Genomic DNA, 24,312 nt, shown 5'->3' with positions numbered 1-24,312 from the left:
GCTGTTAACCAAACATCGTAGTTAATAAATTTACTACAACACAAGCTGTTCATCGTGTATATCTGATACTCAACGATTAGTTCTTTGCTTTAGCTATTTAATGCCCTATATTTAGAATGTGTAATTCTCAAATAAAATAAATTATGAGTAAACCCTTACTTTGGTATTTTAGGAGACATTCTCTTTTGTTTAAAATAAGATTCAAAATGGTTTCTCGGAAATCGTCGTTGGATCGTATTGAGAATTTTTGCTACAATGCTATCAATCCTAAGTATGATATTCCTCCTATCTATTTTCAGCTGAACAACATGATTTTGGCAAAACCAGAAGCCGATTTAAGTGATATTGAAAAAGCCAAAAAAATAGCAAAATGGCTCAGAAACCATATCAAAGGAGGACCAGGACTTGGAAAATCCTCTAACAAAGCGCTTCGGAAAATGATAAGAGGCGAAGGAGGCGTTTGTAGTGACATGTCACAGGTCTATAATAATTTCTGTGTCATCAACGATTTAAAAGTAAAAGAATGGGGGTTGAAAATAATAACAGACAACCACAGTATCCTTGGCGGACATTCCTTTAACGAGGTATACTCTAAAGAATTTAAAAAGTGGGTTATAATTGATGTGTCAAAATCCATATTTTTTTACCATACCAATTCCAAAATACCTTTATCTGTTTTCGATTTAATACAATTAAAAAAAGAAAACAAAGAAATTCATTATTTTGAATTCAACAAAAAAGTTACTGTAGATAAACAATATATCGAGGATATTTATCTTATCCCTAACTCATTCCCTTTTCTGATTACCAATTATTGTAATAAAACCTATGATTACTTTTTGGATAAACTCAGTTTTCTGCCTGAATCAATAGTCCACGGATTAATATACCTCACAGGTAAAAGTTACACTTTTGAATTTCCAACCAAAGAATATAAAGTAGTAAGTCCAGTGACAGAATCGATACGTACAAAGAGCCCTGAAACCTATCCAGTTAACGCCATATAAAAAAAGGTCCGCTCATGAGCGGACCTTTTTTTACTTAATACTTACCTTTATTTAGGATCTAATATCAAAGCGATTCGCTCAATACAATCTGCATAATGGTATTTAGTTTCTGTATTTACAGCACTATTCTTTGCTGTTCCTAATACCGACTTTAAGGTTACTAACTCACCTCTTACCAAAGCGCGTACATCAGATTGTGATACATTGTAATAATCTCCGGAACGGCTAGGTTTAATTTCTTCTTTCATAAGATATTCCATTCTTTCAATATAGGCCCGTTGTAAGTTTCTACGATAAATAGACACTGTTGTGGCGGTATTGGCTTCTTTCCAAATTCCTTTTCGCATATCACGTAGTAAATCTAAAGCAGTATAATTAGCCGTCCCCAAAATTTCGGCATCCATTAATCGACCAATACGATCAAAACTCAACACATTATTCAAATGTCTAGCCTGTAAGTTTCTAAAACGCTCTGTATAACCAGAATAATCTGTATTTCTTAAAGTCTTTACATTAACCAGCCAAGTTGGCGAAGAAAAAGCATTGGTTTGCAACCATTGCATGGCTTCTTGCTGTTGTAATTTAGAAACAACCGTATAAATTACTCCTTTTTGATTAGGCTTCTTAGTATCTTCATAAACACCACCCACATTGGTCACAACATGGCCTACATACCTACTCCATGCGTCTAACATTTCTTTATACAATTCATCTAAATCCTCATAACTATTAGTCACATCACTAGTCCATTCTGACAAATGTTCCGCAACAAATTTCAAGTTTTTAAGTCCGTAGCTACTGGCTTTCATCGAACTATTCCCGATATCTTCTGTTTGAGAAGTAGGATCAAAACTACTGCTTTGTTTACCAAACTTATACATTGGGTCTCCAGCTTTTTCAAGAATCCATTTATCTAATGTAGGTACTTCAGATTCTGGAGAAACTGAATTTGGAATTACTCTGTACCCCCAATTTACTGCATAATGGTCGTAAGGTCCCATTTGTCTGATAAAACGTACTCCTTTGTCTCCTGGTTGCGCTATATAATTGAAACGAGCATAATCCATTAAACTCGCTGCTATTCCGTTTTTTTGTGTAAAAGCTGCATTTCTATAACTCTCGGTATCATAAGCGCAACTCGCTCCCATATTGTGTGGAAAACCTAAAGCATGTCCCACTTCATGAGCAATTACAAAACGCATCATCTCTCCCATTTCCTCTTCACTAGTATTTAGTGTTCTTGCAGAAGGATTAGCGGCACCTGTTTCTAATAAATAGCGGTTTCGGTACGAACGTAGGTGGTTGTGGTACCAGATTACATCACTCTCGATTATTTCTCCTGTTCTAGGATCAGAAACACTAGGACCAACTGCATTACGTGTCGTACTTGCTACATAACGTATTACAGAATAACGCATATCCTCCGGACTAAAATCAGGATCTTCTTCCTTTGTTGGCGGGTCTTTTGCAATAATGGCATTCTTGAAACCTGCTGTTTCAAATGGTTTTTGCCATTCTTCAATACCTTGTTTAATGTATTTACGTAGTTTCTCTGGTGTCGCCGGATCAATATAATATACGATAGGTTTAATTGGCTCAACAAGTTCCCCATTGGCGTAAGCCACAGGATCTTTTGGCTCTAATCTCCATCTGCGAATGTAGGTTTTACTATCAGATTTCAATTCCTCACTTCCATAATCATATTGACTCATGGTAAACCAACCTACCCTTGGATCAGCAAGACGAGGCTGCATCATTTTTTCAGGAAGCAAAATCATCGATTGGTTCATCTGGATACTAATCGTTTCCGTATCTTCAAGTACTGGTGGTTTGCCCGCATTATAAGTAAAATCCTGAATCACCTCTATATTCATTGGAAAACTTTTCATCGCCGTGATAAAACTACGCGAGTCATCCATGCCTTTAACTTTATAAGCCTCTCTCATATTGGCCGATAATCCACTAATAGCCTTAACATCACTTCCGTAAAACTTAGTTACATCGATTACCGTATTGGCTGAATCTTTGCTAAAAGCCGCAATATCAAAGGCATACAAAGTAGGCTCGTAATTGTTATTCTTCACAGAGATACTGATTGGCAAACTATCATTGGCCACCGCAGTGTAAGACTTTAATTTGATTAAAATTTTATCTTGAAAACGTTGCCAAATAACCAACTGCTCGTTTGTTTCCGAACCCGCATTAACATATCCTCCTCCCAAATTAGAAGGCAGCTTTGATAGTCTGCTGACCAAAAGCATATCCTTGTTCAATAATTTATTGGGGATTTCAAAATAATATTTTTTATCTACCTTATGAACTGTAAACAGACCATCATCTGAGATGGCACCTTTAGTAATTACCTTATCGTAGGGTTTAATTGTTGCCTCTGGCTTTTTTTCTGGTGGAGTAACTGCTGGCGCTACTTCAGTCTTTTTATTCTTTTTCTCATCCTTGTGCCACTGTTTTTGGGCGAATGTTAGACTTGGCGCAAAAATAAAAGCAGCCAAAGTAGTCAAAATGAATATTTTCTTCATTTAATGGTTGTTTAATGATTAATCAGCATCAAAAATAATTGTAACCCTTTCTTTAATCGTTTTTATAACTGTATTTAACTTAGAATTAACAATTGTACATGAATAAGTTTATCGTAGCCAAAATATATATTACAGATTATATTTTATTCAAAAACACAATAGAGCAAGTTTCGGATTTTATAAAGACAAAATACTTACGATATTTGCTTTATAAAATGAAATGCAATGAATCCACAGCAAACTATTAATTACAACCGCATTGCCGCAGCAATAGCCTACATCGCGCAAAATTTCAAGGATCAACCCGATCTTGATATAGTCGCTGCCAAAGTGAGTCTTAGCCCCTTTCATTTTCAACGCCTTTTTACGGAATGGGCTGGAACAAGTCCGAAAAAATTTCTACAATACATTAGTGTAGCACACGCTAAACAATTATTAAAAGAGAGTCAAACCACACTTTTTGCAACAGCGCATGAAACGGGACTTTCCGGCACCAGCAGATTGCATGATCTATTTGTCAACATCGAAGGAATGACTCCTGCCGAATATAAAAATGGCGCCAAAAACCTGATTATTAATTACAGCTTTTCCGAAAGTCCGTTTGGGGATATCATTGTGGCTTCTACCAAAAAAGGAATCTGCCATATGGCCTTTTATACTAACGAGGAAACCGCTTTCCTAGAGATGAAATACCACTACCCCAATGCCCAATTTCTACAAATAACCGATTCACTGCAACAGGCCGCACTTCTTATTTTTAATCAAAAAGGGGCTCAACTGCCCCAAATTAAACTACATTTAAAAGGCACTGGCTTTCAGCTTAAAGTGTGGGAAACGTTGCTTAGAATTCCAATGGGACAGTTAGCAACCTACGGAGCTATTGCACAACAAATAGAAAAACCCAATGCCTCAAGAGCTGTAGGTACCGCAATAGGTAAAAACCCCGTAGCTTTTCTAATTCCCTGCCATCGTGTTATCCAAGCGACAGGCGCTCTGGGTGGCTACATGTGGGGAACAACCCGAAAAACAGCAATTATTGGATGGGAATCCGCACAAAAAACCAAACTTTAAACTATGAAAATAGAAAACTCCATTGCTACGGATATCGATGAAATATTCAAATTGTACGCCATCGCATCGGCATACCAAAAAACAAAAAATGTCGTAGTTTGGCCTGACTTTGACCGCCAACTTGTCGAAACAGAACTAGCCGAAAACCGTCAATGGAAACTCCTTATCGACGGCCAAATTGCTTGTGTATGGGCCGTAACTTTCAATGATCCCGAAATCTGGGAAGAACGAGATCAGGATGCCGCAATATACATTCATCGCATTGCAACAAACCCTGACTTTAGAGGCCATAATTTTGTTGGAATTCTAGTGGAATGGGCAAAAGAATATGCACAAAGTATCGAGAAAGGTTTTGTTCGTTTAGACACCTTGGGCAATAATATCAAACTTATTGAACATTATACCAATGCCGGCTTTAATTTTCTAGGGATATTCGATTTACAATCCACAGCGGGATTGCCTGCACACTATCAAACGACCAAAGGTTGTTGTTTGTTTGAAATCAAATTGTAAGCATAAGTTGGGCGTGCCCCTGCGGGTCGGGTCTTTTGTTTCAATCTCTCTTGTCTCGTTTTACAAACGAGACAAGAGAGGATTTCCACTGCAACCCCTCACGCAAAACAAAAACAATGATAGCACATAAACAAATAACAGCCGCCTCACTAAAATCCAAAATCAAACACCAGGAGATTCTCTTCGCAGGAAACAGTAAACTCAAAATTTATGGAACCCTGCACTGCAAATCAGGCAAGCGAATGAAAAAAGAAAATCGAGTATTTTTCACCTCTGAGGCAGAAGCAATTCAAAACAATTTCCGACCTTGTGGTCATTGCATGAAAACAGCATACAAACAATGGATTTATTCAGCACCGAACTAGACGAAAACCAAAACTTGCTCCCCAAAGACGGAACCGTACTCTATTATGGCCATATTATGCCGTTGCAGGAAGCCAACTTTTATCTACAAAATTTACTGGAAATCATTGCCTGGAAAAACGACCAAGCCATCATCTTTGGTAAACTTATTATTACCAAAAGAAAAGTGGCGTGGTACGGCGACACAAATTTCAACTATACCTATTCCAATACCACCAAGCAAGCTTTAATCTGGACTCCGGAGTTACTAAAATTAAAAAACCTCGTTGAAGAAAAAACGGGCGAAACCTACAATTCCTGCCTGCTCAATTTATACCACAACGGCAACGAGGGTATGTCTTGGCACAGTGATGGTGAGAAAGATTTAAAGAAAAACGGAGCCATTGCTTCAGTAAGCTTTGGAGCCGAAAGAAAATTTGCCTTCAAACACAAAGACAGCAAGGAAACGATATCAAAAATTTTAGCCCACGGAAGCTTACTGCTAATGAAAGACGAGACTCAGACTCATTGGTTGCACCGCTTACCTCCTACTACTCGCGTCACTACTCCTAGAGTGAACCTTACTTTTCGAACAATTGAGTTGAAATAAGCAACTACATGTTGTAAGAATAAATAGACAATATCACTAAAAGTGGGTATTGTAAATTACTATTTAAATTTGTGTCTTTACTACAACCTCAACAAACAAAAAAACTATGAAAAGTGAATGGATTGCAACCTATGAAGGTTCTGAAATAAAAGTAACAAATGGCTGGTTTACTGGCGAAAAACTATTTATAAATAATGAATTGCAGGATGAGCAATTAAACTTTATAACTCCAAGTCAAATGACCGGAAAATTAAAGACCAAAAATGGAGCAGAACTAAATATCAAAACCAATCTCTCGGGTTTTTTCTCCGTAAGTTGTAGACTGTTCGTTGACAATAAAAAAGTTGAATTGCAACAAACTAAATAAGCTTTTTAGCATAAAATAATACTGTCGAAAAATCCATTTTCAGCATTCAAACTGGAGTCGTTAGAATGTTGTTCAAGCTCTTAGATACTATTTACAGTACCATTAAATGTAATAACATCTAACACTAGAATAGTTAAATTCAACCTTATAAATAGAGTAAGGCGAGCGCAGCTATTTTATAGATTTATGTCAAATGACAAAAAACACCATGTTTGATTTTTTGTCTTTTGACATTTATCTAATTACTTCTTTATTTTTTCAGCCACTTAATTAACATGTCCTTTAAATCAGAAACAACAATTGGCTTCGACAAATAATCATTCATTCCAGATTCAAAACATTTCTGTTTGTCTTCAGGCATTATTCCTGCTGTGATTGCTATAATTGGAATTTTACTTCCTCCCTCTAATCCTCTTATTTCTAGGGCTGCTTCGTAACCATTTTTATTAGGCATTTGAATATCCATCAAAATGACATCCAACTTTTCTTTTTTACAAATTGCTACTGCCTCATTTCCACCTTCTGCTTCAAAAATCGTACAATTTTGCATTAATTTTTTCACTAGTGTTTTTGCCAAAAGCATATTAATTTTATTGTCCTCAACTATTAAAATTTTTAAATTACTGAGAAACTCCGGAACAACAATTTCGTTATCATTTGCAATAGCGATTTCAGGCTCTACGTTTTCTTTAAGTTCTGTTTTTTGGACTTTAATTTCAAAGAAAAAATCGCTTCCTTTTCCATAAATACTCATCAATTGCAACTTACTGTCCATTAAAGTCAATAGCTGATCTGAAATTGCCAAGCCTAAACCAGTTCCTCCAAATTTTCGATTCGTAGAAGTATCTTCTTGAACAAAAGAATGAAATATCTTTTCCTTGTTCTCGTCCTTGATCCCAATACCGCTATCTTTAACTGAAAACCTCAAGGTTGACCAATTTTCATCTGCAACAGCTACTTCACTAATATCCAATCGTATTTGCCCAAAATCTGTAAACTTCAAGGCGTTGCCTATTAGATTTACTAGCACTTGTTTTAATCTGACAGAATCTACTATGATAAATTGCGGTACATTTTTATCTACATTAAGTAGTAATTCTATTTTTTTTAGATCTGCCTGGTATATAAATAAATCAATAACTTGGTTCGTCAATTTATACAAATCAAGTTCTTCAGTATTCAATTCTAATTTTCCAGATTCAATTTTAGAAAAATCCAAAACATCATTAATAATCTGCATTAATGAAAATGCAGACTCGTTAATGGTAGTCATATACTCCGATTGATTCTTATCCAGATTTGATTGCAACAGCAAATGAGTAAAACCAATTATACCATTTAAAGGAGTCCTAATTTCGTGGCTCATATTTGCCAGAAAATCTGACTTAGCTTTGTTTGCTGCTTCGGCTTGTTTCTTACTATTAATGATTTCGATTTCCATCGATTTCCTTTCGGTGATATCAATATAACTAATAACAATCTCAATAACATTCCCCTTTTTATCAAAAATGGGGTATCCATTTACTAAAATCCAAAATAATTTATTTGCTGTTAAATTTTTAAATCCTAACGTTAAATTTTTAATAGGTTGTTGATGAGAACGTATCCTCATAAATGGAGAATTTATTTCTCCTACTAAATCACCTTCTTCACTGTAAAATTCGCCGTTTGAATAGATATCTTTTTTACTTATTAATTTTTCTTCTTGTAAATTAAATATTTGATTGGATTTTGGATTATGGGCAATTATTGACCCATCTTTTGCAAAAACGATAATTGCGGCATCGAGATTATTTAAAAGTCCACGATACCTTTCTTCACTTTTATGAACGATCTCATCAGCAAGCTTAACGGCTGTAACGTCACGTGAAAGGCATATATAATGAAGATCATGCTCCTCAGATCGTTCCATTGGCGCTATAGAAAGTTCAAACCACAACTGACCTTGCGGTAAATCTAATTTATAGTGAGTACCCGAAGAAAATCCTTTTCTTGCGGCTTCTTGTATTGCTGCCAGACAAATATTGGCCGCTTCCCGAGGCAATATTTCTACAATTTTTTTTCCTAAAAACATTTCTGCTGGGGCGGCTAATAAATCATCCGTTCTAGCATGATAGTTGTAAATTCTACCCTCAATATCAACTTCGAACATTAAATCAGGAATGGCATCAATGACCGCCTCGATTTTTTTGTTGATCTTTCTAATCTCTTCTTCGGCAAGTTTCCTTTCAGTAATATCTGTTACGGTACCAATATATCCCACAATCTCATTAGTAACATTTCGCTCCGGTATAGCTTGGTCGATTACCCATGAAGTGCTACCGTCTGGACGAAGAAAACGATATTCAGACAAATTAACTTTTGCCTGATCTTCTAATGCCTGATCAAACTCTTTTATTATTGACTCTCGATCCTCAGGATGAATCCCATTTTGCCAACCTAAACCTATACATTCATCATAAGTCAACCCGGAAATTTTACACCAACGTGAATTCACAAAAGTAGTATTTCCAAACACATCTGTTCTATATATCCCTACAGGAGATACTTCCGTAAGGGTTTGATACTTCTTCTCACTTTCATAGATTGCGTCTTCTGCTTTCTTCCTTATCTCTTCTTTTTCAAAATTCTCAAGTGCAAAAGCGACATCGCTGGTTGCCTCTTCCAATAATGCAACCTCTTCCTCATCAAAAAAGTTTTTCTCTTTAGAATAAAAGGAAACAACGCCAATTACTTTTCCAAATTTTATTATAGGAACCGAAACTAACGAAGCGTACCCCCTTTTAGAAGCTGGATCTTTCCATGGATCCATAAAAGACGCATTTTGAATGTCGTTACAAACAATATACTTTTCTTCTCTAACAGCAGTCCCAACGGGGCCTTTACTCTCCGGTCCACTATCAATTGGGATAGAAGTAATTATTGACAAATACCCCTGGTCTTCTCCTGCAACCATCACGGGAACAACTTTTTTATTAACTTCATCAATAATTCCAACCCATGCCATTTTAAAACCACCAATGTTTACAGCTATGTCACAGACCTCCATGAAAAGAGTTTGTTCGTCAGTGGTACGAACAAGCATTTGGTTGATTTGGCTGATAAATAAATAAAGACGATTTGTTTTAATGACTTTTCGATTTGCTTCAATTCTTTCTGTCACATCCCTTAGGTTTGCAACTATACCATTAAGGTCCTTATCTTCAAACATGTTGTTTAAAGTGCCCTCTAGCCAAATATAATGCCCTTCTTTATGTTTCACTCGAAATAAAGCCGGTATTAAAACTCCTGGACTAGTAAATGTCTTTTGTTTTAACTCTTGAATATATGCTAACTCATCTGGGTGAAAAAATTCGTTTTCGGGGATTTCGTCAAATTCTTCATCGGTCCATCCAGTTAACTTAGAAGAGGAAGAACTTCTAAACAAACTCCTTTTATCTCTATCAATCAATGAGATAATAGCTTCATTGTTTTCTACTAGAGCGTGAAAACGTTTTTCGCTTTGTTGTAATTTTATCTCTGATTTTTTTTCATCCGTTACATCCCTAAAAAATACAGACAACCCATCAGATGATGGATAAATATGGTTTTCAAACCATAATTCATCAGCCTCATAATAATTTTCAAAGTACAAATACTTTTGGTTGTCCATAGCATCAAGACATGCCTTATAAAAAGGGAGATTTGTCTCTTCTGGGCATATCTTTCTATGGCTTTCACCAATCATTTCAGCCGAATTTACTTTAAAAGTTTCTCCAGCTTTTTTATTCATATAAGTATAACACAAGTTAGTATCAAGCGCTATAAATGCATCAGTTATACGATCAAATGTCTTATTGAGTAAGTCTTTTGAATTTTCCAGATCGGTATTATCTCTACCAATGATATATATAAACTCTTTTGATTCATCGACAGTAGTAGTCCATTGGATTAATACAGCTTCTCCATTTTTTTTAATTATTCTATTCTCAAAATTTATTGAGGTAACACCATTTGACAAAACTGCAAGCTCTGTAATAGATTTCTCTAAATCTTCGGGATGTATAAATGAGGTTATTGGAGAACTTAAAATCTCTTCTTTAGTATAGCCTAGAGTATTTATAAATGCAGGATTTACCTTTTTATAATATCCATCAGTCCCGGCGAAACATACTAAATCCGCTGATTCTTTAAAATAAAATTCAAAACCGTTTCTGAACCCCTCATTTTCAAGAAGTCGTCGATTTTCAATTTCTTGATCTTCTATTTTTTTGAGTAAGGCTTCGTAAGTTGGCTTATCTTCTTTCATGCTCTTTAACAATTGCTATTATTAAACGCTATTTCTAATCTGTAAATATACAATACCTTTAACAATAAGCAACTGGCAGCCAGGATTTAAACTCCTGCCTCAGCCAACTATTTTACTGATTCCCATAACAAAAGAAAAAAAATAAGAAATCCCTCTCGATTAAAATCAAGAGGGATTTTCATTTATGTCAGTATCTCAGACAGTTTTATTGTAGAGTGAGATTATTACTCTCCTTCTTCGGATAAATTAGTTTTAGAATATCCTCTCCATTTCTCAATACAGTCCTGGAAATCCTGAGGCAGTTCAGTATCAAAACGCATCATCTCACCAGTTGTAGGATGAACAAAGCCAAGCGTTTTGGCATGCAAAGCCTGTCTCGGTAATATTTTAAAACAATTGTCTATAAACTGTTTGTATTTCGTGAACGTTGTTCCTTTCAAAATCAAATGACCGCCATAACGCTCGTCATTAAATAAAGTATGACCAATGTGCTTTAAATGAACACGAATTTGATGTGTTCTCCCTGTTTCCAGTTGGCATGAAATCAATGTCACATAACCAAAACGCTCCAACACCTTGTAATGTGTAACTGCTGGCTTCCCTATTTCAGGGTCAGCAAAAACAGCCATTTGCATACGGTCTTTTACGTGACGAGCTACATTACCCTCAATTGTTCCTTCATCGGCAACTACATTCCCCCATACAAGAGCCACATACTCCCTTTCGGATGTTTTAGCTTCAAATTGTTTGGCCAAATGTGACATTGCAGCTTCTGTTTTAGCGATAACTAATAATCCTGAAGTGTCTTTATCAATTCGGTGTACTAGTCCAGGTCTTTCGCTACTGTTCATTGGCAAATTATCAAAATGATAAGCCAAGGCATGTACTAAAGTTCCAGTATAATTTCCGTGCCCAGGATGAACAACCATTCCTGGCTTTTTGTTAATCAACAACAAGCTGTCATCTTCAAAAACAATATCCAGTGGAATATTTTCTGGTACAATATGATTTTCATAAGGCGGATGCGTTAGCATCACACGTACTACATCAAAAGCTTTTACTTTGTAATTCGACTTTACTGTGGCGTCGTTTACAAAAATATTCCCTTCCGTAGCTGCAATTTGAATTTTGTTTCGGGTTGCATTTTGAATCAAACTCATCAAGTATTTGTCAATTCGCAAAGGCGCTTGCCCTTTAGGAACTTCAAATTTAAAGTGTTCGTATAATTCTTCTTCTAAGTCAACTGACTCTACATTATTGTTCATTTGGTAATTCTTCTGTTGGATTTGCATTCTCATCCGTTCCTAAATCTTCTTCATAACTCGCTTTCCCGTCACCTAAAACCAAATCGATTTTAGAAGACTTCAAGACTTTGTCCCCCGGTTTTATGTTTCTTCCTTGGAAACGCATTTCCAGAACCATGTCTTTTCCAAGATTTGGCACATAGGTAATTGTTCCTTCTTCCAGTCCCAATGCTTTTAAAGTAGGAACCGCTTCACGATAGGTTTTATTGACTAAATCCGGAATTTTCACTGATGAAAATCCAGAGCTATTAATTTTAATATAGACTTTTCTTCCTACTTTTACTTTAGCACCAGGTAAAGGATCCTGCTGTACCACAGAAAACTTAGGGTAATCGCTTTTATAATTTACGCTATCCAGCAATACATAATCAAGATCTAACTCATCCAGTTTTTCCTCGACTTGCTCCTCTGTTAATTTACTCAAATTAGGAACTGTAATTTCATTTCCGTGATCTGTAGTAAAAGTCAACCAGTGCATAAAGAGAAATCCCAGTACGGCAATTATCAAAACGGCTAGAAATACTTGAACAAGAAACACACGGCTAGTAAGATATTTACGTAAACTCATAAATTTATTTTTATAATACGGCAAAGATATACCTTATTCGTTTCAAAAAAAATGATAATTTTGTTTAATACTATTTAACGTTAGTCTTTAGAGAAAGTAAAAAAACATTTCTACTTTTGAACCATTAAGAAATCGAGATTAATACCCTGCATTTTAATTAATGTGGTACTAGTTCAAAGAAAAGTGTAACTTGTGTAGAGCAGACATTAATTAGGAGCTATTTCCCGCTATTCGCTATATCTTTTCCTGCTCTCGTTAGAAAACGAGAACAAGAAAAGGATGCCGCTTTTATCGGGGCTAGTTCAATTCGTAATCAAAACAACAAATCCTAAATTTGAGTTTAAATCTAAAACTTTAAACCTGAAACCTTAAACAAAAAAGAATGAAAAACATTGCCATTATCATGGGCGGTTATTCCAGTGAATATAAAATATCATTAATTAGCGGGAATCTTGTACGCCAATATCTAGATAAAACAAAATACAACGGATATTGCATCCACATATTCAAAGAAAAATGGGTTTATGTAGATGATACTGAAACCGAATTCCCAATCGATAAAAATGATTTTTCAGTAACTGTTGACGGAACTAAGATCAATTTTGATTGCGTTTTCAATGCAATCCATGGAACTCCAGGGGAAGACGGACTCATGCAAGCCTATCTTGAATTACTAGAAATTCCACAAACCTCATGTGATTATTACCAAGCTGCACTTACCTTCAATAAAAGAGATACGCTTTCTGTATTGAAACCCTATGGTATTAAAAGCGCCGTTTCTTACTACTTAAATAAAGGAGACAAAATCTATACGGACGAAATTGTAAAAAAAGTGGGATTGCCTTGTTTCGTAAAACCCAATAAAGCAGGTTCTAGTTTTGGAATTTCAAAAGTAAAAACGGAAGCTGAGCTACCTATCGCCATTGAAGTGGCCTATCAAGAAGACAATGAAATCATTATAGAAAGCTTTCTTGACGGTACTGAAGTATCAGTAGGAGTTATCAACTACAAAGGAGTTATAACCGTTTTACCTATTACTGAAATTGTTTCTGAGAATGATTTTTTCGACTATGAAGCTAAATATCTTGGTAAATCACAAGAAATCACCCCAGCGAGAATTTCTGATGAAATGACAGCAAAAGTAGGTGCTATTGCAAAACGAGCCTACGAATTACTAAAAATGAAAGGATTCTCTAGAAGCGAGTTTATCATTGTAAACGATGAACCCTTTATGCTAGAAATGAACACTGTTCCTGGAATGACCAATGAAAGTTTACTACCACAACAAGCCTTAGCGGCAGGGATTTCACTGGAAGATTTGTTTGCAAATGCAATAGAGCTGGCGTTACGCTAAGTTATCAATAAGGGACAATGTCCTCAAAAATTCCAATACAAACTTGGCATTTCGACATAAAAAAACTCTCAAAGAGATATATTTTACATCGAAATAACCAACTAGAAAAAAGTAAAATGAGAAAAGCCATATTTCCTGGATCCTTTGATCCTATAACATTAGGACACGAAGACATCATAAAAAGAGGGGTTTCTCTTTTTGACGAAATAGTTATTGCAATTGGGGTCAATGCCGAAAAAAAGTACATGTTTTCCCTAGAAGAGCGAAAACGTTTTATCGAGGAAACTTTTAAAGATGAACCAAAGGTTACGGTGATAACTTATGAAGGTTTGACCATTGATTTATGCCATAGAATCAAAGCGGATTTCATTCTGCGTGGTTTGCGTAATCCTGCCGATTTTGAATTCGAAAAAGCAATCGCACACACGAACCGACATTTATCAAAAATAGAAACGGTGTTTCTATTAACTGCAGCACGTACTTCGTACATCAGTTCGAGTATTGTAAGAGACGTCATCCGTAATGGCGGAGAATACCAAATGTTAGTCCCAAAAGCCGTGAGAGTTAAGTAGTCTTCAGTTTGCAGTAAACAGACACTAAATATCATAAACGTGTAGGAAGTACTTAAATAACCGTATTTTCGCCAAATCATAACAAATTTCAACAATGAGTATAGAAAGAGAATTAAACAAAAGAAGCGGATCGAAATGTGAACTTTGTGCAGCAACTGAAAACCTAAAAGTATACGAAGTACTACCTACCAAAAAAGGTGGATTGGACGAAAGTATCATGGCTTGCAGTACCTGTATTGACCAAATCGAAACTCCCGGTAATGAAGATCTAAACCATTGGAGATGTCTTAACGACAGCATGTGGAGCGAGCATACTGCAGTACAAGTGGCGTCTTGGAGAATGTTGAGCCGTTTGCGTTCTGCAGGGTGGCCTCAAGAGTTAATCGACCAAATGTATTTTGACGAAGATACTTTAGCCTGGGCTCAAGCAACAGGTGAAGGAGAAGAAGATGAAAATAAAGTCATTCACAGAGACAGCAACGGAGTTATTCTAGAAATTGGTGACTCAGTAGTTTTGATCAAGGATTTAAAAGTAAAAGGTTCGAGTATGGTTGCAAAACAAGGAACTGCAGTGCGTAACATCAGACTAGATCATGAAAATGCCGAATTCATTGAAGGTAAAGTAGACGGACAAACGATCGTAATCATTACACAATACGTGAAGAAAATATAGTAATCAGTCACCTATTTAAAACAAAAAAACGTTAGCAGTACATTTTCTGCTAACGTTTTTTTTATACTTTTCCGATCAATTCAAGTGAGTATTTTCATTTCAGCGCAATTAATAACTGAATACTAAAAAACGGACGACTAATCACTTTTTCAAAACTGAATACTGCAAACTAAGACTCCTCTTCTTTCTTAATCACTTTCCTAGCCACTTCAATTTTGAATTTTTTGCCTTTCATTTTTTCATCCCGGATGTTATGAAGTAAGTCTTTTACTTTATTAAATTTTACTGCCGCAAAAGAAATAAAATCTTTTACTTCAATTAATCCTAAATCACCTTTTTCCAGCTTTCCTTTCTGAGAAAAGAAACCTACAATGTCGATTTTATTTAATTTATTTTTCTTTCCACCACTGATATAGATCGTTTGGTACTGAGGAGGTTTTGGCAATGAAACCGTCTCTTCCACTTTAAAAACTTCCATTCCGTAGTTGATATAATCTACTTTTTTCTCACTCTCATGAGCAATAACATAGGCCGTTCCCGTAGCTAGCATACGTGCTGTTCTACCGTTTCTATGCGTGAACTCATCCTCTTTTGAAGGTAAGTGATAATGGATAACATGATTCATTTCAGGAATATCAAGACCACGAGCTGCTAAATCAGTAGTGATTAAATAACTCACACTTCCGTTTCTAAATTGGATTAAAGCGCGTTCTCTCTCGTCTTGATCCATTCCGCCATGATAATAAGTAGAATAGATGCCTTTTTCGTTTAAAGTGTCGCTGATACGCTCTGCAGCATCTCTATGATTACAAAAAACAATGGCCGACTGTGATTTTAACGAACAAATCAAATTAAACAAACTTCCTATCTTATCTCTTTCCTTAGAAACAACCAATTTTGTAGAAAGATTAGTTTCTTGCTCGTTTTCTGGAATAAAGTCTAAAATCGTCGGATTGACAACTCTGGTGTATTTTGGAATCTCAATATCTGAAGTAGCCGAAACTAATACGCGTTTGTTTAGTTTAGTTAATTTACCAATGATAAATGACATTTGCTCATGGAAACCCAATTGCAATGATTTGTCAAATTCATCCAAAATCAAGGTTTGTATTTTATCTATTCTAAAAGTACCTCTGTCAATATGATCCGCAATACGTCCCGGAGTTCCTATTAAAACAGCTGGCGGATTGCTTAAATTCTTGATTTCGGTGTCAATAGAGTGTCCGCCATAGCAAACATTTACTTTATAATCGGTACCCATTTTTTTCCAAACTTGCTCAATTTGCAATCCTAATTCTCTTGAAGGAACTAGAATTAAACATTGAACCGAAAGAATTTCGGGTTGTAACATTTCTAGTATAGGCAATAAAAAAGCCAGGGTTTTCCCTGAACCTGTAGGTGAAAGTAACAAAACATTGTTATCATTTAAGATTGTTTCTTGTGCTGCTTCTTGCATTTCATTTAGGTTTTCGATGCCTAAATTCAAAAGTATATTGTTGGAATGGTGTCTCTGATTCATTTTGCAAAAGTAATTAAAAAAAGTGGTCAGTTTTTAGTGTTCCTACATCATTTTCATTTTTATGAATTCGATCTTTTAAATTACCCTTAAAAAAATATTACATTTGGCTTACACCATAAAACAACCAGACATGAGATTCTTAACTGTTGCATTCCTATTATTCTCGTTGGCAAGTTTTGCCCAAAAAGATTCTAAATACAGTACTTTTTTCGAAAAAGGAAACGGAAATCAATCGGCAACCTATCAAGAAACTATCGATTATTATACACTACTAGCAACTGATTTCTCCACCATAAAAATGATTGAAATGGGCGCTACCGACAGTGGAGAATCCTTACATCTAGTAATTTTCAATCCTGAAAAATCTTTTAACCTTGCCGAAATTCAAAAAAACAAAGCAGTTCTATTAATTAATAACGGTATTCATGCTGGAGAACCCGATGGTATTGATGCCACAATGCAATTATTTCGAGATTTGGCTTTAGGAAAAATCAAAATTCCAAAGAATACGATTGTATCCACTATTCCGGTTTATAATATCGGAGGGGCGCTGAATAGAAATTCGACTACAAGAGCCAATCAGGACGGCCCAGAAATCTATGGTTTTAGAGGCAATGGTCGAAATTATGATTTGAATCGGGATTTCATTAAATCAGACACTAGAAATACCAAAAGTTTTTCGGAACTCTTTCATAAACTAAATCCAGATGTTTTTATTGACAACCACGTTAGCAATGGCGCCGACTATCAATACAAACTAACGTATATCATGACACAACAGAACCAGTTAGGAACTGTTTTAGGCAACTACTTGGATAAAGAAATGATGCCTTCGATTGTCCTTGATCTACTGAGAAAAAACGTTCCTACTACTCCCTATGTAAATGCTTTCAGCGAAACACCAGACAATGGATTTATGCAATTTTTTGACAGCCCTAGATATTCAACAGGCTACACATCGCTATTTAATACTATTGGATTTGTTGTAGAAACGCACATGCTTAAAAAATATGCAGATCGGGTAAAAGCAACCTACGATTATATGAGCTCCACAATTGATTTTATGGATACCAATTACCAAAAAATCAAACAAATGCGCTTAAAAAACGAAGAGCAATATACGCCTAGAAACTCCTACTCTATCAAATGGGAAATTGACACTACAAAAGTCTCCAAATTTTCGTTTTTAGGTTTCGAAGCCGGGCATAAACAAAGTGAAGTTACTAATGGAAATAGGCTGTTCTATGATAGAAGCAAACCATTCAAGAAAGACATCCGCTATCTAAAAGAATACAAATCTGTAAAAGAAATCACTATCCCTAAAGCGTATATTATTCCAAAGGCGTTTTGGAATATCATTGATTTATTAAAAAGTAATAACATTGCGTTTACACAGTTAAAAAACGACACCTTAATCGAAGTAGAAAGTTATAAGATTGCCGATTATAAAACTTCGGGAGCCGCTTACGAAGGACACTACATCCATAGAGACACTAAAATCGTCACTAAAAAGGAGACTAAGGCCTTCGCCAAAGGTGATTACATCGTTGATGCACAGCAAAAAGGAGTGAAATATTTATTGGAAACGCTAGAACCAGAGGGAATAGATTCTTTTTTTAATTGGAATTTTTTCGATACTATGTTACAACAAAAAGAAGGATACTCTGAATATGTTTTTGAGGATACTGCAGCCCAAATCTTGAAAGACAACCCAAAACTGAAAGCGGAATTCGAACAGAAAAAAAACGATGACCTCCTTTTTGCTAAAAGTCCCGAAGCTCAATTAGACTGGGTATACAAACACTCAGTCTATTATGAAAAAGCGCATTTACAGTACCCAATCTATCGTGTCTTATAAAAAGTACTATTTAACAACTGCTTCTTCTTCAAACAATAATTTGATATTTTCGTACGAATTTTTTAAAGCCATTGGAATTTCCTCTGGCTTCAACCAGGCTACTTTTTCAATTCCTTCTTCTAGTTGACCTTGTGGTACACCGTCAAAATCAGATTGCATTTCAAACCAGTGGGTTATTTTAAGCTTGTATTTCCCATTGCGTTTGAAAACATGATATGTTTTTTGGAGTTTTTTTGTAATTCGCAATTGATTCACTCCCGTTTCTTCTTCGACTTCACGCATCGCAGTATCTTCTATTCCCTCTCCTTTTTCGATACCACCCTTCGGTAAATCCCATTTTCCATTCCTAAAAATGAATAAAATCTCACCTTTTTTATTATAGACAAAGCCTCCTCCTGCCTTACAAACAGGAATTTTAGCTTTCAAAGTCTTCATTATTTCCTTTTCATCGGGATGATAGAGATAGGCTTTTTGAATTTTATTTTGAAATATTTTTACGATAAGTTGCTCAATGTCTATACTTTCCAGTAAGAACAATTGAAAATCTGTTTCTTTTGAAATTTTATTTGTCAAAAAAAGTGGTTTGTCGTTAACAAAAACTTTATACATTTGTATTATGATTTTTAATAAAGATACTGCCGAAAAAACAGCCGAATTGCTTTTACAAATAAATGCAATTAAATTGAATCCAGGAAATCCTTTTACATGGGCTTCCGGATGGAAATCACCTATTTATTGTGATAACCGCCTAATCCTCTCATTTCCAACGATAAGAAATTACGTCCGAGATGAATTTTCTAAAAATATTGAAAAACAATTTGGAAAACCAGATGTTATTGCCGGTGTTGCCACTGGAGCAATAGGAATTGGGATGCTTGTAGCCGAGAGTATGGGGCTTCCGTTCGTATATGTTCGCCCAGAGGCAAAGAAACACGGACGTCAAAACCAAGTAGAAGGTTTCTTGCAAAAAGGACAAAATGTTGTCGTTGTAGAAGATTTAATTAGTACAGGAAGTAGTAGCTTGAATGCTGTGGAAGCCTTGCGCGCAGCTGGCGCTAACATCAAAGGGATGGCAGCCATCTTTACCTACGGTTTTGATGTAGCTGAACAAAACTTTAAAAACGCCAATATTGATTTATACACTTTGAGTAATTATCAAAACTTGTTGAATCTGGCTGTAGCCAAAAGTTATATCTCAGAAAAAGAAGAAAAAACATTGAGAGAATGGAGTGTTACTCCATCTACTTGGGATATTGAAAATAAATAAAATTAACACAATATGAACTTAGAAAGTCCAAAAGTTACTGTTCAAAAATCAGCCCAGGAATTATTCGATTTATTGACTGATGTAAAAAGCTTTGAAAAATTAATGCCGGATAACATCGCTAAATTTGAGGTAATCGGAGAAGATGCTTTTATTTTTGGATTAAAAGGGATGCCAGAGATCAAATTAAAAATGAAAGAAAAAGTAGCACCAAGCAAAGTGGTACTTGGAGCTGCAAGCGACAAACTACCTTTCACTTTAGTAGCAAACATTGATGCTGTTTCAGATAGTTCAAGTGCTGTAAAACTTGATTTTGAAGGTGATTTCAACCCTATGATGGCGATGATGATAAAAGGACCTATTGGTAAGTTTATCGAAACCTTAGCCACAAACATGACTAAACTATAGTTTTCAAATTAAATGAAATTTAAAAGTCCGATTAGAAATTCTAATCGGACTTTTTTTTTGCTAAATGAAACGGACAAACCACAACTCATCATAAAAAATTGACAGGAGCCTTTATTGGAATATAAAAACAGAATCTAAAGTCACTAAAACAATCAGAAATTAAATTAAAAACAACCAACTACAATCTTTATGCTAATCAATACAGCATTTGAATTTCTTTAATACCAAATTCTGAAACGGAATCATCTTCTAAAAGTACCTGAAGCTTTCCCAATGCAGAAACACCCTGAATAATCCCCATAAAATTCTTATCAGAATTGTTTTTGAACGGCATTGGAATTCCTTTTTTGAATAGTTTGTCGGCATACTTTAACCATAACACCTCCGGATGTTCCTTTACTAAATCAATGTTTTGTTTAACCTTTTCAATAATATCAAAAAGCAACAGTTCTTTGTCGAATTGAGATTTGCAAATTACCGCTAATGAAGACGCTTTAGGCAAATTTTCAAAATTTGTTTGATTAATATTCAGTCCTAAACCCACGACCGAAGAAATAGTTCCGTCACTTTTGAGGCTGTTTTCTATCAAAATGCCACCTATCTTAAAATTATATGACATAATGTCGTTTGGCCATTTAATACTTAATTGAGGAATATTATAGCTTTCTAAAACGTTAACAACAGCCACAGCAATAGCGATATTGAGATTATAAATCTGATCTACTTTTAACAATGGATCTTTAATAAAAACGCTCACTATTAGATTCTTACCACCCTCAGAGTCCCATACGGAACCCATTTGCCCCTTTCCTTTGGTTTGTTTTTCAGTAATTACAACGGTAAAGTTATCCAGCTCCTGCTTATTTGATAATCCCTTAAGAAACTCATTTGTTGAATCTATGGCATCGAGTTTGATTAGTTTCATTTTGTAATTATTTATCGAACAGAATTTAATATTATGTTAAGAGCCAAAAATAATCACAAAAAATGGTAACTTTACAAACTTATATAAAAATAATTCATGGCAAAAAAGACTATAAATAATGATGACCTTCTGGCAAACATTATTAAGGGAATCGAAGAAGTAAAAGGAAATGACATAGATATTCTCGACTTAAGAGATATTGACACCGCAGTTTGCGACTATTTTGTTGTATGCAACGGAAACTCAAACACACAGGTTAACGCGATTGTTAACTCCATTCAAAAAACTGTTTCAAAAGAATTAAAAGACAAACCATGGCATGTTGAGGGATCTGACAATGCAGAATGGGTACTTATGGATTATGTTAATATAGTAGTTCATGTTTTCCAAAAACAAATACGCGAATATTATAATATCGAGAGTTTGTGGGGAGATGCAAAAATAACTACAATAGAAAACAAATACTAAAGAAAGAAAAACAGAAGAATGGCTAAAGATAACAATCCAACTCCTAATAAATTTAAAGTAAGCCCTTGGCTAGTTTATACAGCCATCCTACTTATTTTCTTATTTATTAGTTTCGTGACTGGTAGCTCCAGTTTACAAGAACCTGCACAAATAACATCATCTAAATTTAATGAGCTTTTAGATAAAGGTGAAATTCAAAAAGTAATCGTTTACAATAAAGCGGATGCAGAAGTTTTCCTAACTGCTAGCGCATTAAAATTAACTGAAAACAAAAAAGTAGCAAAGGATATATTTGACAGTCCTAACAAAGGACCGCATTATACCTTTATTATAGGTAATGATGAAATATTACAAACCAAGTTAGAGAAAGCAGTTAGCGAAGGTAAATTACAAGATTTCAATTTCTTGTCAAAAAGCAATTGGTCTGATATCTTCATCAGTTTACTGCCTATCATCATTATCATTGGTGTTTGGATTTTTATAATGAGAAAAATGTCAGGCGGCGGCGGTGGCGGCGGCGGACAAATTTTCAATATTGGAAAATCAAAAGCAAAACTTTTTGACGAAAAAACAGACGTAAAAACCACATTTAAAGATGTTGCTGGACTCGAAGGAGCAAAAGAAGAGATACAAGAAATTGTAGAATTCTTGAAAAATCCGGAGAAATACACTAATCTTGGTGGTAAAATCCCTAAAGGAGCTTTACTTGTAGGGCCTCCTGGAACAGGAAAAACTTTATTAGCAAAAGCAGTGGCTGGAGAAGCACAAGTACCTTTCTTCTCTTTGTCAGGTTCTGATTTTGTTGAAATGTTTGTAGGTGTAGGAGCATCACGTGTACGTGACCTATTCAAACAAGCTAAAGAAAAGTCTCCTGCAATCATTTTCATCGATGAAATTGATGCTGTAGGTAGAGCAAGAGGAAAAAGCAATATGTCAGGTGGAAATGACGAAAGAGAAAATACGCTAAATCAATTACTTACTGAGATGGATGGTTTTGGTACCAATTCAAATGTAATTGTATTAGCAGCAACGAACAGAGCAGACGTTTTAGATAAAGCATTGATGCGTGCTGGTCGTTTTGACAGACAAATATTTGTAGACTTACCAGATATTCGTGAACGTGCTGAAATATTCAAAGTACATCTTGCACCATTGAAAAAAGTGGAAGGCCTTGACACTGAATTTTTAGCTAAACAAACTCCAGGATTCTCAGGAGCCGATATAGCTAACGTTTGTAATGAAGCGGCATTAATTGCTGCCAGATACAACAAAACTGCTGTTGACAAACAAGATTTCTTGGACGCTGTTGATAGAATAGTTGGTGGTTTAGAAAAGAAAAACAAAATTGTAACTCCTGGAGAAAAGAAAGCAATTGCTATTCATGAAGCAGGACATGCAACAGTAAGTTGGATGTTAGAGCATGCAGCACCACTAATCAAAGTAACTATTGTTCCTAGAGGACAAAGTCTTGGAGCAGCTTGGTACTTACCTGAGGAGCGTTTAATTGTTCGTCCTGACCAAATGTTAGACGAAATGTGCGCTACTATGGGAGGAAGAGCAGCTGAAAAAGTTACTTTTGGTAGAATTTCTACAGGCGCTTTAAGCGATTTAGAAAAAGTAACCAAGCAAGCACGTGCAATGGTAACAATCTACGGATTGAATGATAAAATAGGAAATGTAACCTATTATGATTCAACAGGGCAAAGTGAATATAATTTCTCTAAACCCTATTCTGAAGAAACTGCAAAAATCATTGATACTGAAATTTCATTACTTATTGAAGGACAGTACCAAAGAGCTATCGATATCTTAGAAGAGAATAAAGACAAGTTGAATCAACTGGCAGATATACTAATCGAAAAAGAAGTAATCTTTAAAGATGATTTAGAAGCCATTTTCGGAAAGAGGACATTTGATAAAAACCTTGAAGAAACAGTATCTTAAATAAGACACTAATTTAATTATTTTTAAAATCTTAATTCAAAATCACCTTTTGAATTAAGATTTTTTTATCTTTGAACGGTTTCAACTTAATATAAAAAGTACCTTAACATAATATGAGTCTTTTCAGAAAAATTTTTGGTTCTAGTATTTCATCTTCAGATGAGGAAAAAGAGAAAGAAAACAGCAGTTTTCTTCCCGACACGAACAGTATGTCTATCGATGAACAATTTATTTATAACTTCAAAAAAAACGGTGGTAAATTTCTATACTGTGAAAATTTAGAAGAGGTTAAAGAACATTTCGAAAATATACTTGAAGAAAATGATTGGTACGAAAGTAACGTACTATGTTATGAACCCAAACTTTTCAATATACTGGATGAAAACAAACTCACCTATGAAAAGGCACCTAATCCTAAGTTCCTTTTTTCCAATTGCGAAAATCTGATAGCCGAAGAAGGTTCTATCTTGTTTTGTTCAAAACAGATAAAACAACACAAACCAAATGAGTTGCCTATTAACATTGTCGTTTTTGCAACAACATCGCAAATTCTCTCCATAAAAAGCGATGGTCTTAGTGCTATAAAAAAGAAGTACGAAGGAGATATCCCAACGAACATTACTGCTATAAAATATTTTGAAAAAGCAAAAGAAGAAGACTTTACCCAATACGGTAGTTCTGCAAAAAATCTTTATTTGCTGCTTTTAGAAGATCTATAAC

Annotated in this window: 22 protein-coding genes; 15 read left to right on the top strand and 7 right to left on the bottom strand. The window is 35.2% G+C overall.

Annotated features, from left to right (window positions below; all coding sequences use genetic code 11):
• Positions 1 to 143 precede the first annotated feature (143 nt).
• Complete coding sequence (locus AAC069_RS09895) at positions 144 to 1,007, top strand: hypothetical protein (protein ID WP_339920307.1); 864 nt, start codon at positions 144 to 146, stop codon at positions 1,005 to 1,007.
• Between the two features lie 47 nt (positions 1,008 to 1,054).
• Here the strand turns inward: AAC069_RS09895 and AAC069_RS09890 are convergent, their stop codons facing one another.
• A complete protein-coding gene (locus AAC069_RS09890) occupies positions 1,055 to 3,544 on the bottom strand; it encodes a zinc-dependent metalloprotease (protein ID WP_339920306.1) in 2,490 nt (829 codons plus the stop codon).
• A 225-nt stretch (positions 3,545 to 3,769) separates the two neighbouring features.
• Between AAC069_RS09890 and AAC069_RS09885 the strand changes: the two genes are divergently transcribed.
• From AAC069_RS09885 to AAC069_RS09865, 5 genes are all read left to right on the top strand, one after another.
• Entirely contained in the window at positions 3,770 to 4,615 is an 846-nt protein-coding gene (locus tag AAC069_RS09885) for a methylated-DNA--[protein]-cysteine S-methyltransferase (protein WP_339920305.1), read from the top strand.
• A gap of 3 nt (positions 4,616 to 4,618) precedes the next feature.
• Positions 4,619 to 5,128, top strand: a complete 510-nt coding sequence (locus AAC069_RS09880; RefSeq protein WP_339920304.1) for a GNAT family N-acetyltransferase — start codon at positions 4,619 to 4,621, stop codon at positions 5,126 to 5,128.
• Between the two features lie 116 nt (positions 5,129 to 5,244).
• Positions 5,245 to 5,493, top strand: a complete 249-nt coding sequence (locus AAC069_RS09875; protein ID WP_339920303.1) for an Ada metal-binding domain-containing protein — start codon at positions 5,245 to 5,247, stop codon at positions 5,491 to 5,493.
• Complete coding sequence (locus tag AAC069_RS09870) at positions 5,469 to 6,080, top strand: alpha-ketoglutarate-dependent dioxygenase AlkB (protein ID WP_339920302.1); 612 nt, start codon at positions 5,469 to 5,471, stop codon at positions 6,078 to 6,080. The genes AAC069_RS09875 and AAC069_RS09870 overlap by 25 nt, the downstream gene beginning before the upstream one ends.
• A 106-nt stretch (positions 6,081 to 6,186) precedes the next feature.
• Complete coding sequence (locus AAC069_RS09865) at positions 6,187 to 6,447, top strand: hypothetical protein (protein WP_091087359.1); 261 nt, start codon at positions 6,187 to 6,189, stop codon at positions 6,445 to 6,447.
• Between the two features lie 250 nt (positions 6,448 to 6,697).
• Here the strand turns inward: AAC069_RS09865 and AAC069_RS09860 are convergent, their stop codons facing one another.
• The 3 genes from AAC069_RS09860 to AAC069_RS09850 form a co-directional block, all read right to left on the bottom strand.
• Positions 6,698 to 10,735: a PAS domain S-box protein gene (locus AAC069_RS09860; RefSeq protein ID WP_339920301.1), complete on the bottom strand. Its 4,038-nt coding sequence runs from the start codon at positions 10,733 to 10,735 to the stop codon at positions 6,698 to 6,700.
• A 224-nt stretch (positions 10,736 to 10,959) separates the two neighbouring features.
• Positions 10,960 to 12,000 (bottom strand): RluA family pseudouridine synthase, encoded by a 1,041-nt coding sequence (locus tag AAC069_RS09855; protein ID WP_339920300.1) that lies wholly within the window; start codon positions 11,998 to 12,000, stop codon positions 10,960 to 10,962.
• Positions 11,990 to 12,607, bottom strand: coding sequence for a PASTA domain-containing protein (locus AAC069_RS09850; protein ID WP_339920299.1), 618 nt, complete (start codon positions 12,605 to 12,607; stop codon positions 11,990 to 11,992). The genes AAC069_RS09855 and AAC069_RS09850 overlap by 11 nt, the downstream gene beginning before the upstream one ends.
• Positions 12,608 to 12,989: 382 nt before the next feature.
• On the opposite strand from AAC069_RS09850, the gene AAC069_RS09845 reads away from it, so the two are divergent.
• The 3 genes from AAC069_RS09845 to AAC069_RS09835 all read left to right on the top strand — a co-directional run bounded on the left by AAC069_RS09845 (position 12,990) and on the right by AAC069_RS09835 (position 15,206).
• Positions 12,990 to 13,961 carry a D-alanine--D-alanine ligase gene (locus tag AAC069_RS09845; protein WP_339920298.1) on the top strand — a complete coding sequence of 324 codons (972 nt, stop codon included), beginning with the start codon at positions 12,990 to 12,992 and terminating at the stop codon, positions 13,959 to 13,961.
• A 116-nt stretch (positions 13,962 to 14,077) separates the two neighbouring features.
• Entirely contained in the window at positions 14,078 to 14,533 is a 456-nt protein-coding gene (gene coaD / locus AAC069_RS09840) for a pantetheine-phosphate adenylyltransferase (protein WP_091087394.1), read from the top strand.
• Between the two features lie 94 nt (positions 14,534 to 14,627).
• The gene (locus AAC069_RS09835; RefSeq protein ID WP_339920297.1) at positions 14,628 to 15,206 is read left to right on the top strand and encodes a PhnA domain-containing protein; all 579 of its coding nucleotides are present in this window, start codon (positions 14,628 to 14,630) and stop codon (positions 15,204 to 15,206) included.
• 169 nt (positions 15,207 to 15,375) lie between these two features.
• On the opposite strand, the gene AAC069_RS09830 is transcribed toward AAC069_RS09835, so the two are convergent.
• A complete protein-coding gene (locus AAC069_RS09830; protein ID WP_339920296.1) occupies positions 15,376 to 16,725 on the bottom strand; it encodes a DEAD/DEAH box helicase in 1,350 nt (449 codons plus the stop codon).
• Positions 16,726 to 16,855: 130 nt separating this feature from the next.
• Between AAC069_RS09830 and AAC069_RS09825 the strand changes: the two genes are divergently transcribed.
• The gene (locus tag AAC069_RS09825; protein ID WP_339920295.1) at positions 16,856 to 18,583 is read left to right on the top strand and encodes a M14 family metallopeptidase; all 1,728 of its coding nucleotides are present in this window, start codon (positions 16,856 to 16,858) and stop codon (positions 18,581 to 18,583) included.
• A 6-nt stretch (positions 18,584 to 18,589) separates the two neighbouring features.
• Here AAC069_RS09825 and AAC069_RS09820 read toward each other — a convergent pair whose 3' ends face one another.
• Complete coding sequence (locus AAC069_RS09820; protein ID WP_339920294.1) at positions 18,590 to 19,192, bottom strand: NUDIX domain-containing protein; 603 nt, start codon at positions 19,190 to 19,192, stop codon at positions 18,590 to 18,592.
• 7 nt (positions 19,193 to 19,199) lie between these two features.
• Here AAC069_RS09820 and pyrE point away from each other — a divergent pair, with 7 nt between their 5' ends.
• Entirely contained in the window at positions 19,200 to 19,850 is a 651-nt protein-coding gene (pyrE, locus tag AAC069_RS09815) for an orotate phosphoribosyltransferase (RefSeq protein ID WP_091087409.1), read from the top strand.
• 12 nt (positions 19,851 to 19,862) lie between these two features.
• Positions 19,863 to 20,255, top strand: a complete 393-nt coding sequence (locus AAC069_RS09810; RefSeq protein ID WP_339920293.1) for an SRPBCC family protein — start codon at positions 19,863 to 19,865, stop codon at positions 20,253 to 20,255.
• A 196-nt stretch (positions 20,256 to 20,451) separates the two neighbouring features.
• Here the strand turns inward: AAC069_RS09810 and AAC069_RS09805 are convergent, their stop codons facing one another.
• The gene (locus AAC069_RS09805) at positions 20,452 to 21,180 is read right to left on the bottom strand and encodes a biotin--[acetyl-CoA-carboxylase] ligase (protein WP_339920292.1); all 729 of its coding nucleotides are present in this window, start codon (positions 21,178 to 21,180) and stop codon (positions 20,452 to 20,454) included.
• A 96-nt stretch (positions 21,181 to 21,276) separates the two neighbouring features.
• Here AAC069_RS09805 and rsfS point away from each other — a divergent pair, with 96 nt between their 5' ends.
• The 3 genes from rsfS to AAC069_RS09790 all read left to right on the top strand — a co-directional run bounded on the left by rsfS (position 21,277) and on the right by AAC069_RS09790 (position 24,311).
• Positions 21,277 to 21,648, top strand: a complete 372-nt coding sequence (gene rsfS / locus AAC069_RS09800) for a ribosome silencing factor (RefSeq protein ID WP_074722868.1) — start codon at positions 21,277 to 21,279, stop codon at positions 21,646 to 21,648.
• 18 nt (positions 21,649 to 21,666) lie between these two features.
• Positions 21,667 to 23,592 carry an ATP-dependent zinc metalloprotease FtsH gene (gene ftsH, locus AAC069_RS09795; protein WP_339920291.1) on the top strand — a complete coding sequence of 642 codons (1,926 nt, stop codon included), beginning with the start codon at positions 21,667 to 21,669 and terminating at the stop codon, positions 23,590 to 23,592.
• Between the two features lie 113 nt (positions 23,593 to 23,705).
• Positions 23,706 to 24,311: a lactate utilization protein B/C gene (locus AAC069_RS09790; protein WP_339920290.1), complete on the top strand. Its 606-nt coding sequence runs from the start codon at positions 23,706 to 23,708 to the stop codon at positions 24,309 to 24,311.
• Position 24,312: the final 1 nt, after the last annotated feature.

Origin of the sequence: uncultured Flavobacterium sp., from assembly GCF_963974175.1 — a bacterium.
In the GTDB taxonomy this organism is placed as follows: Bacteria; Bacteroidota; Bacteroidia; order Flavobacteriales; family Flavobacteriaceae; genus Flavobacterium.
The sequence above is the reverse complement of the archived record's forward strand: the minus strand, read 5'-3'. Positions and strand labels throughout refer to the sequence as shown.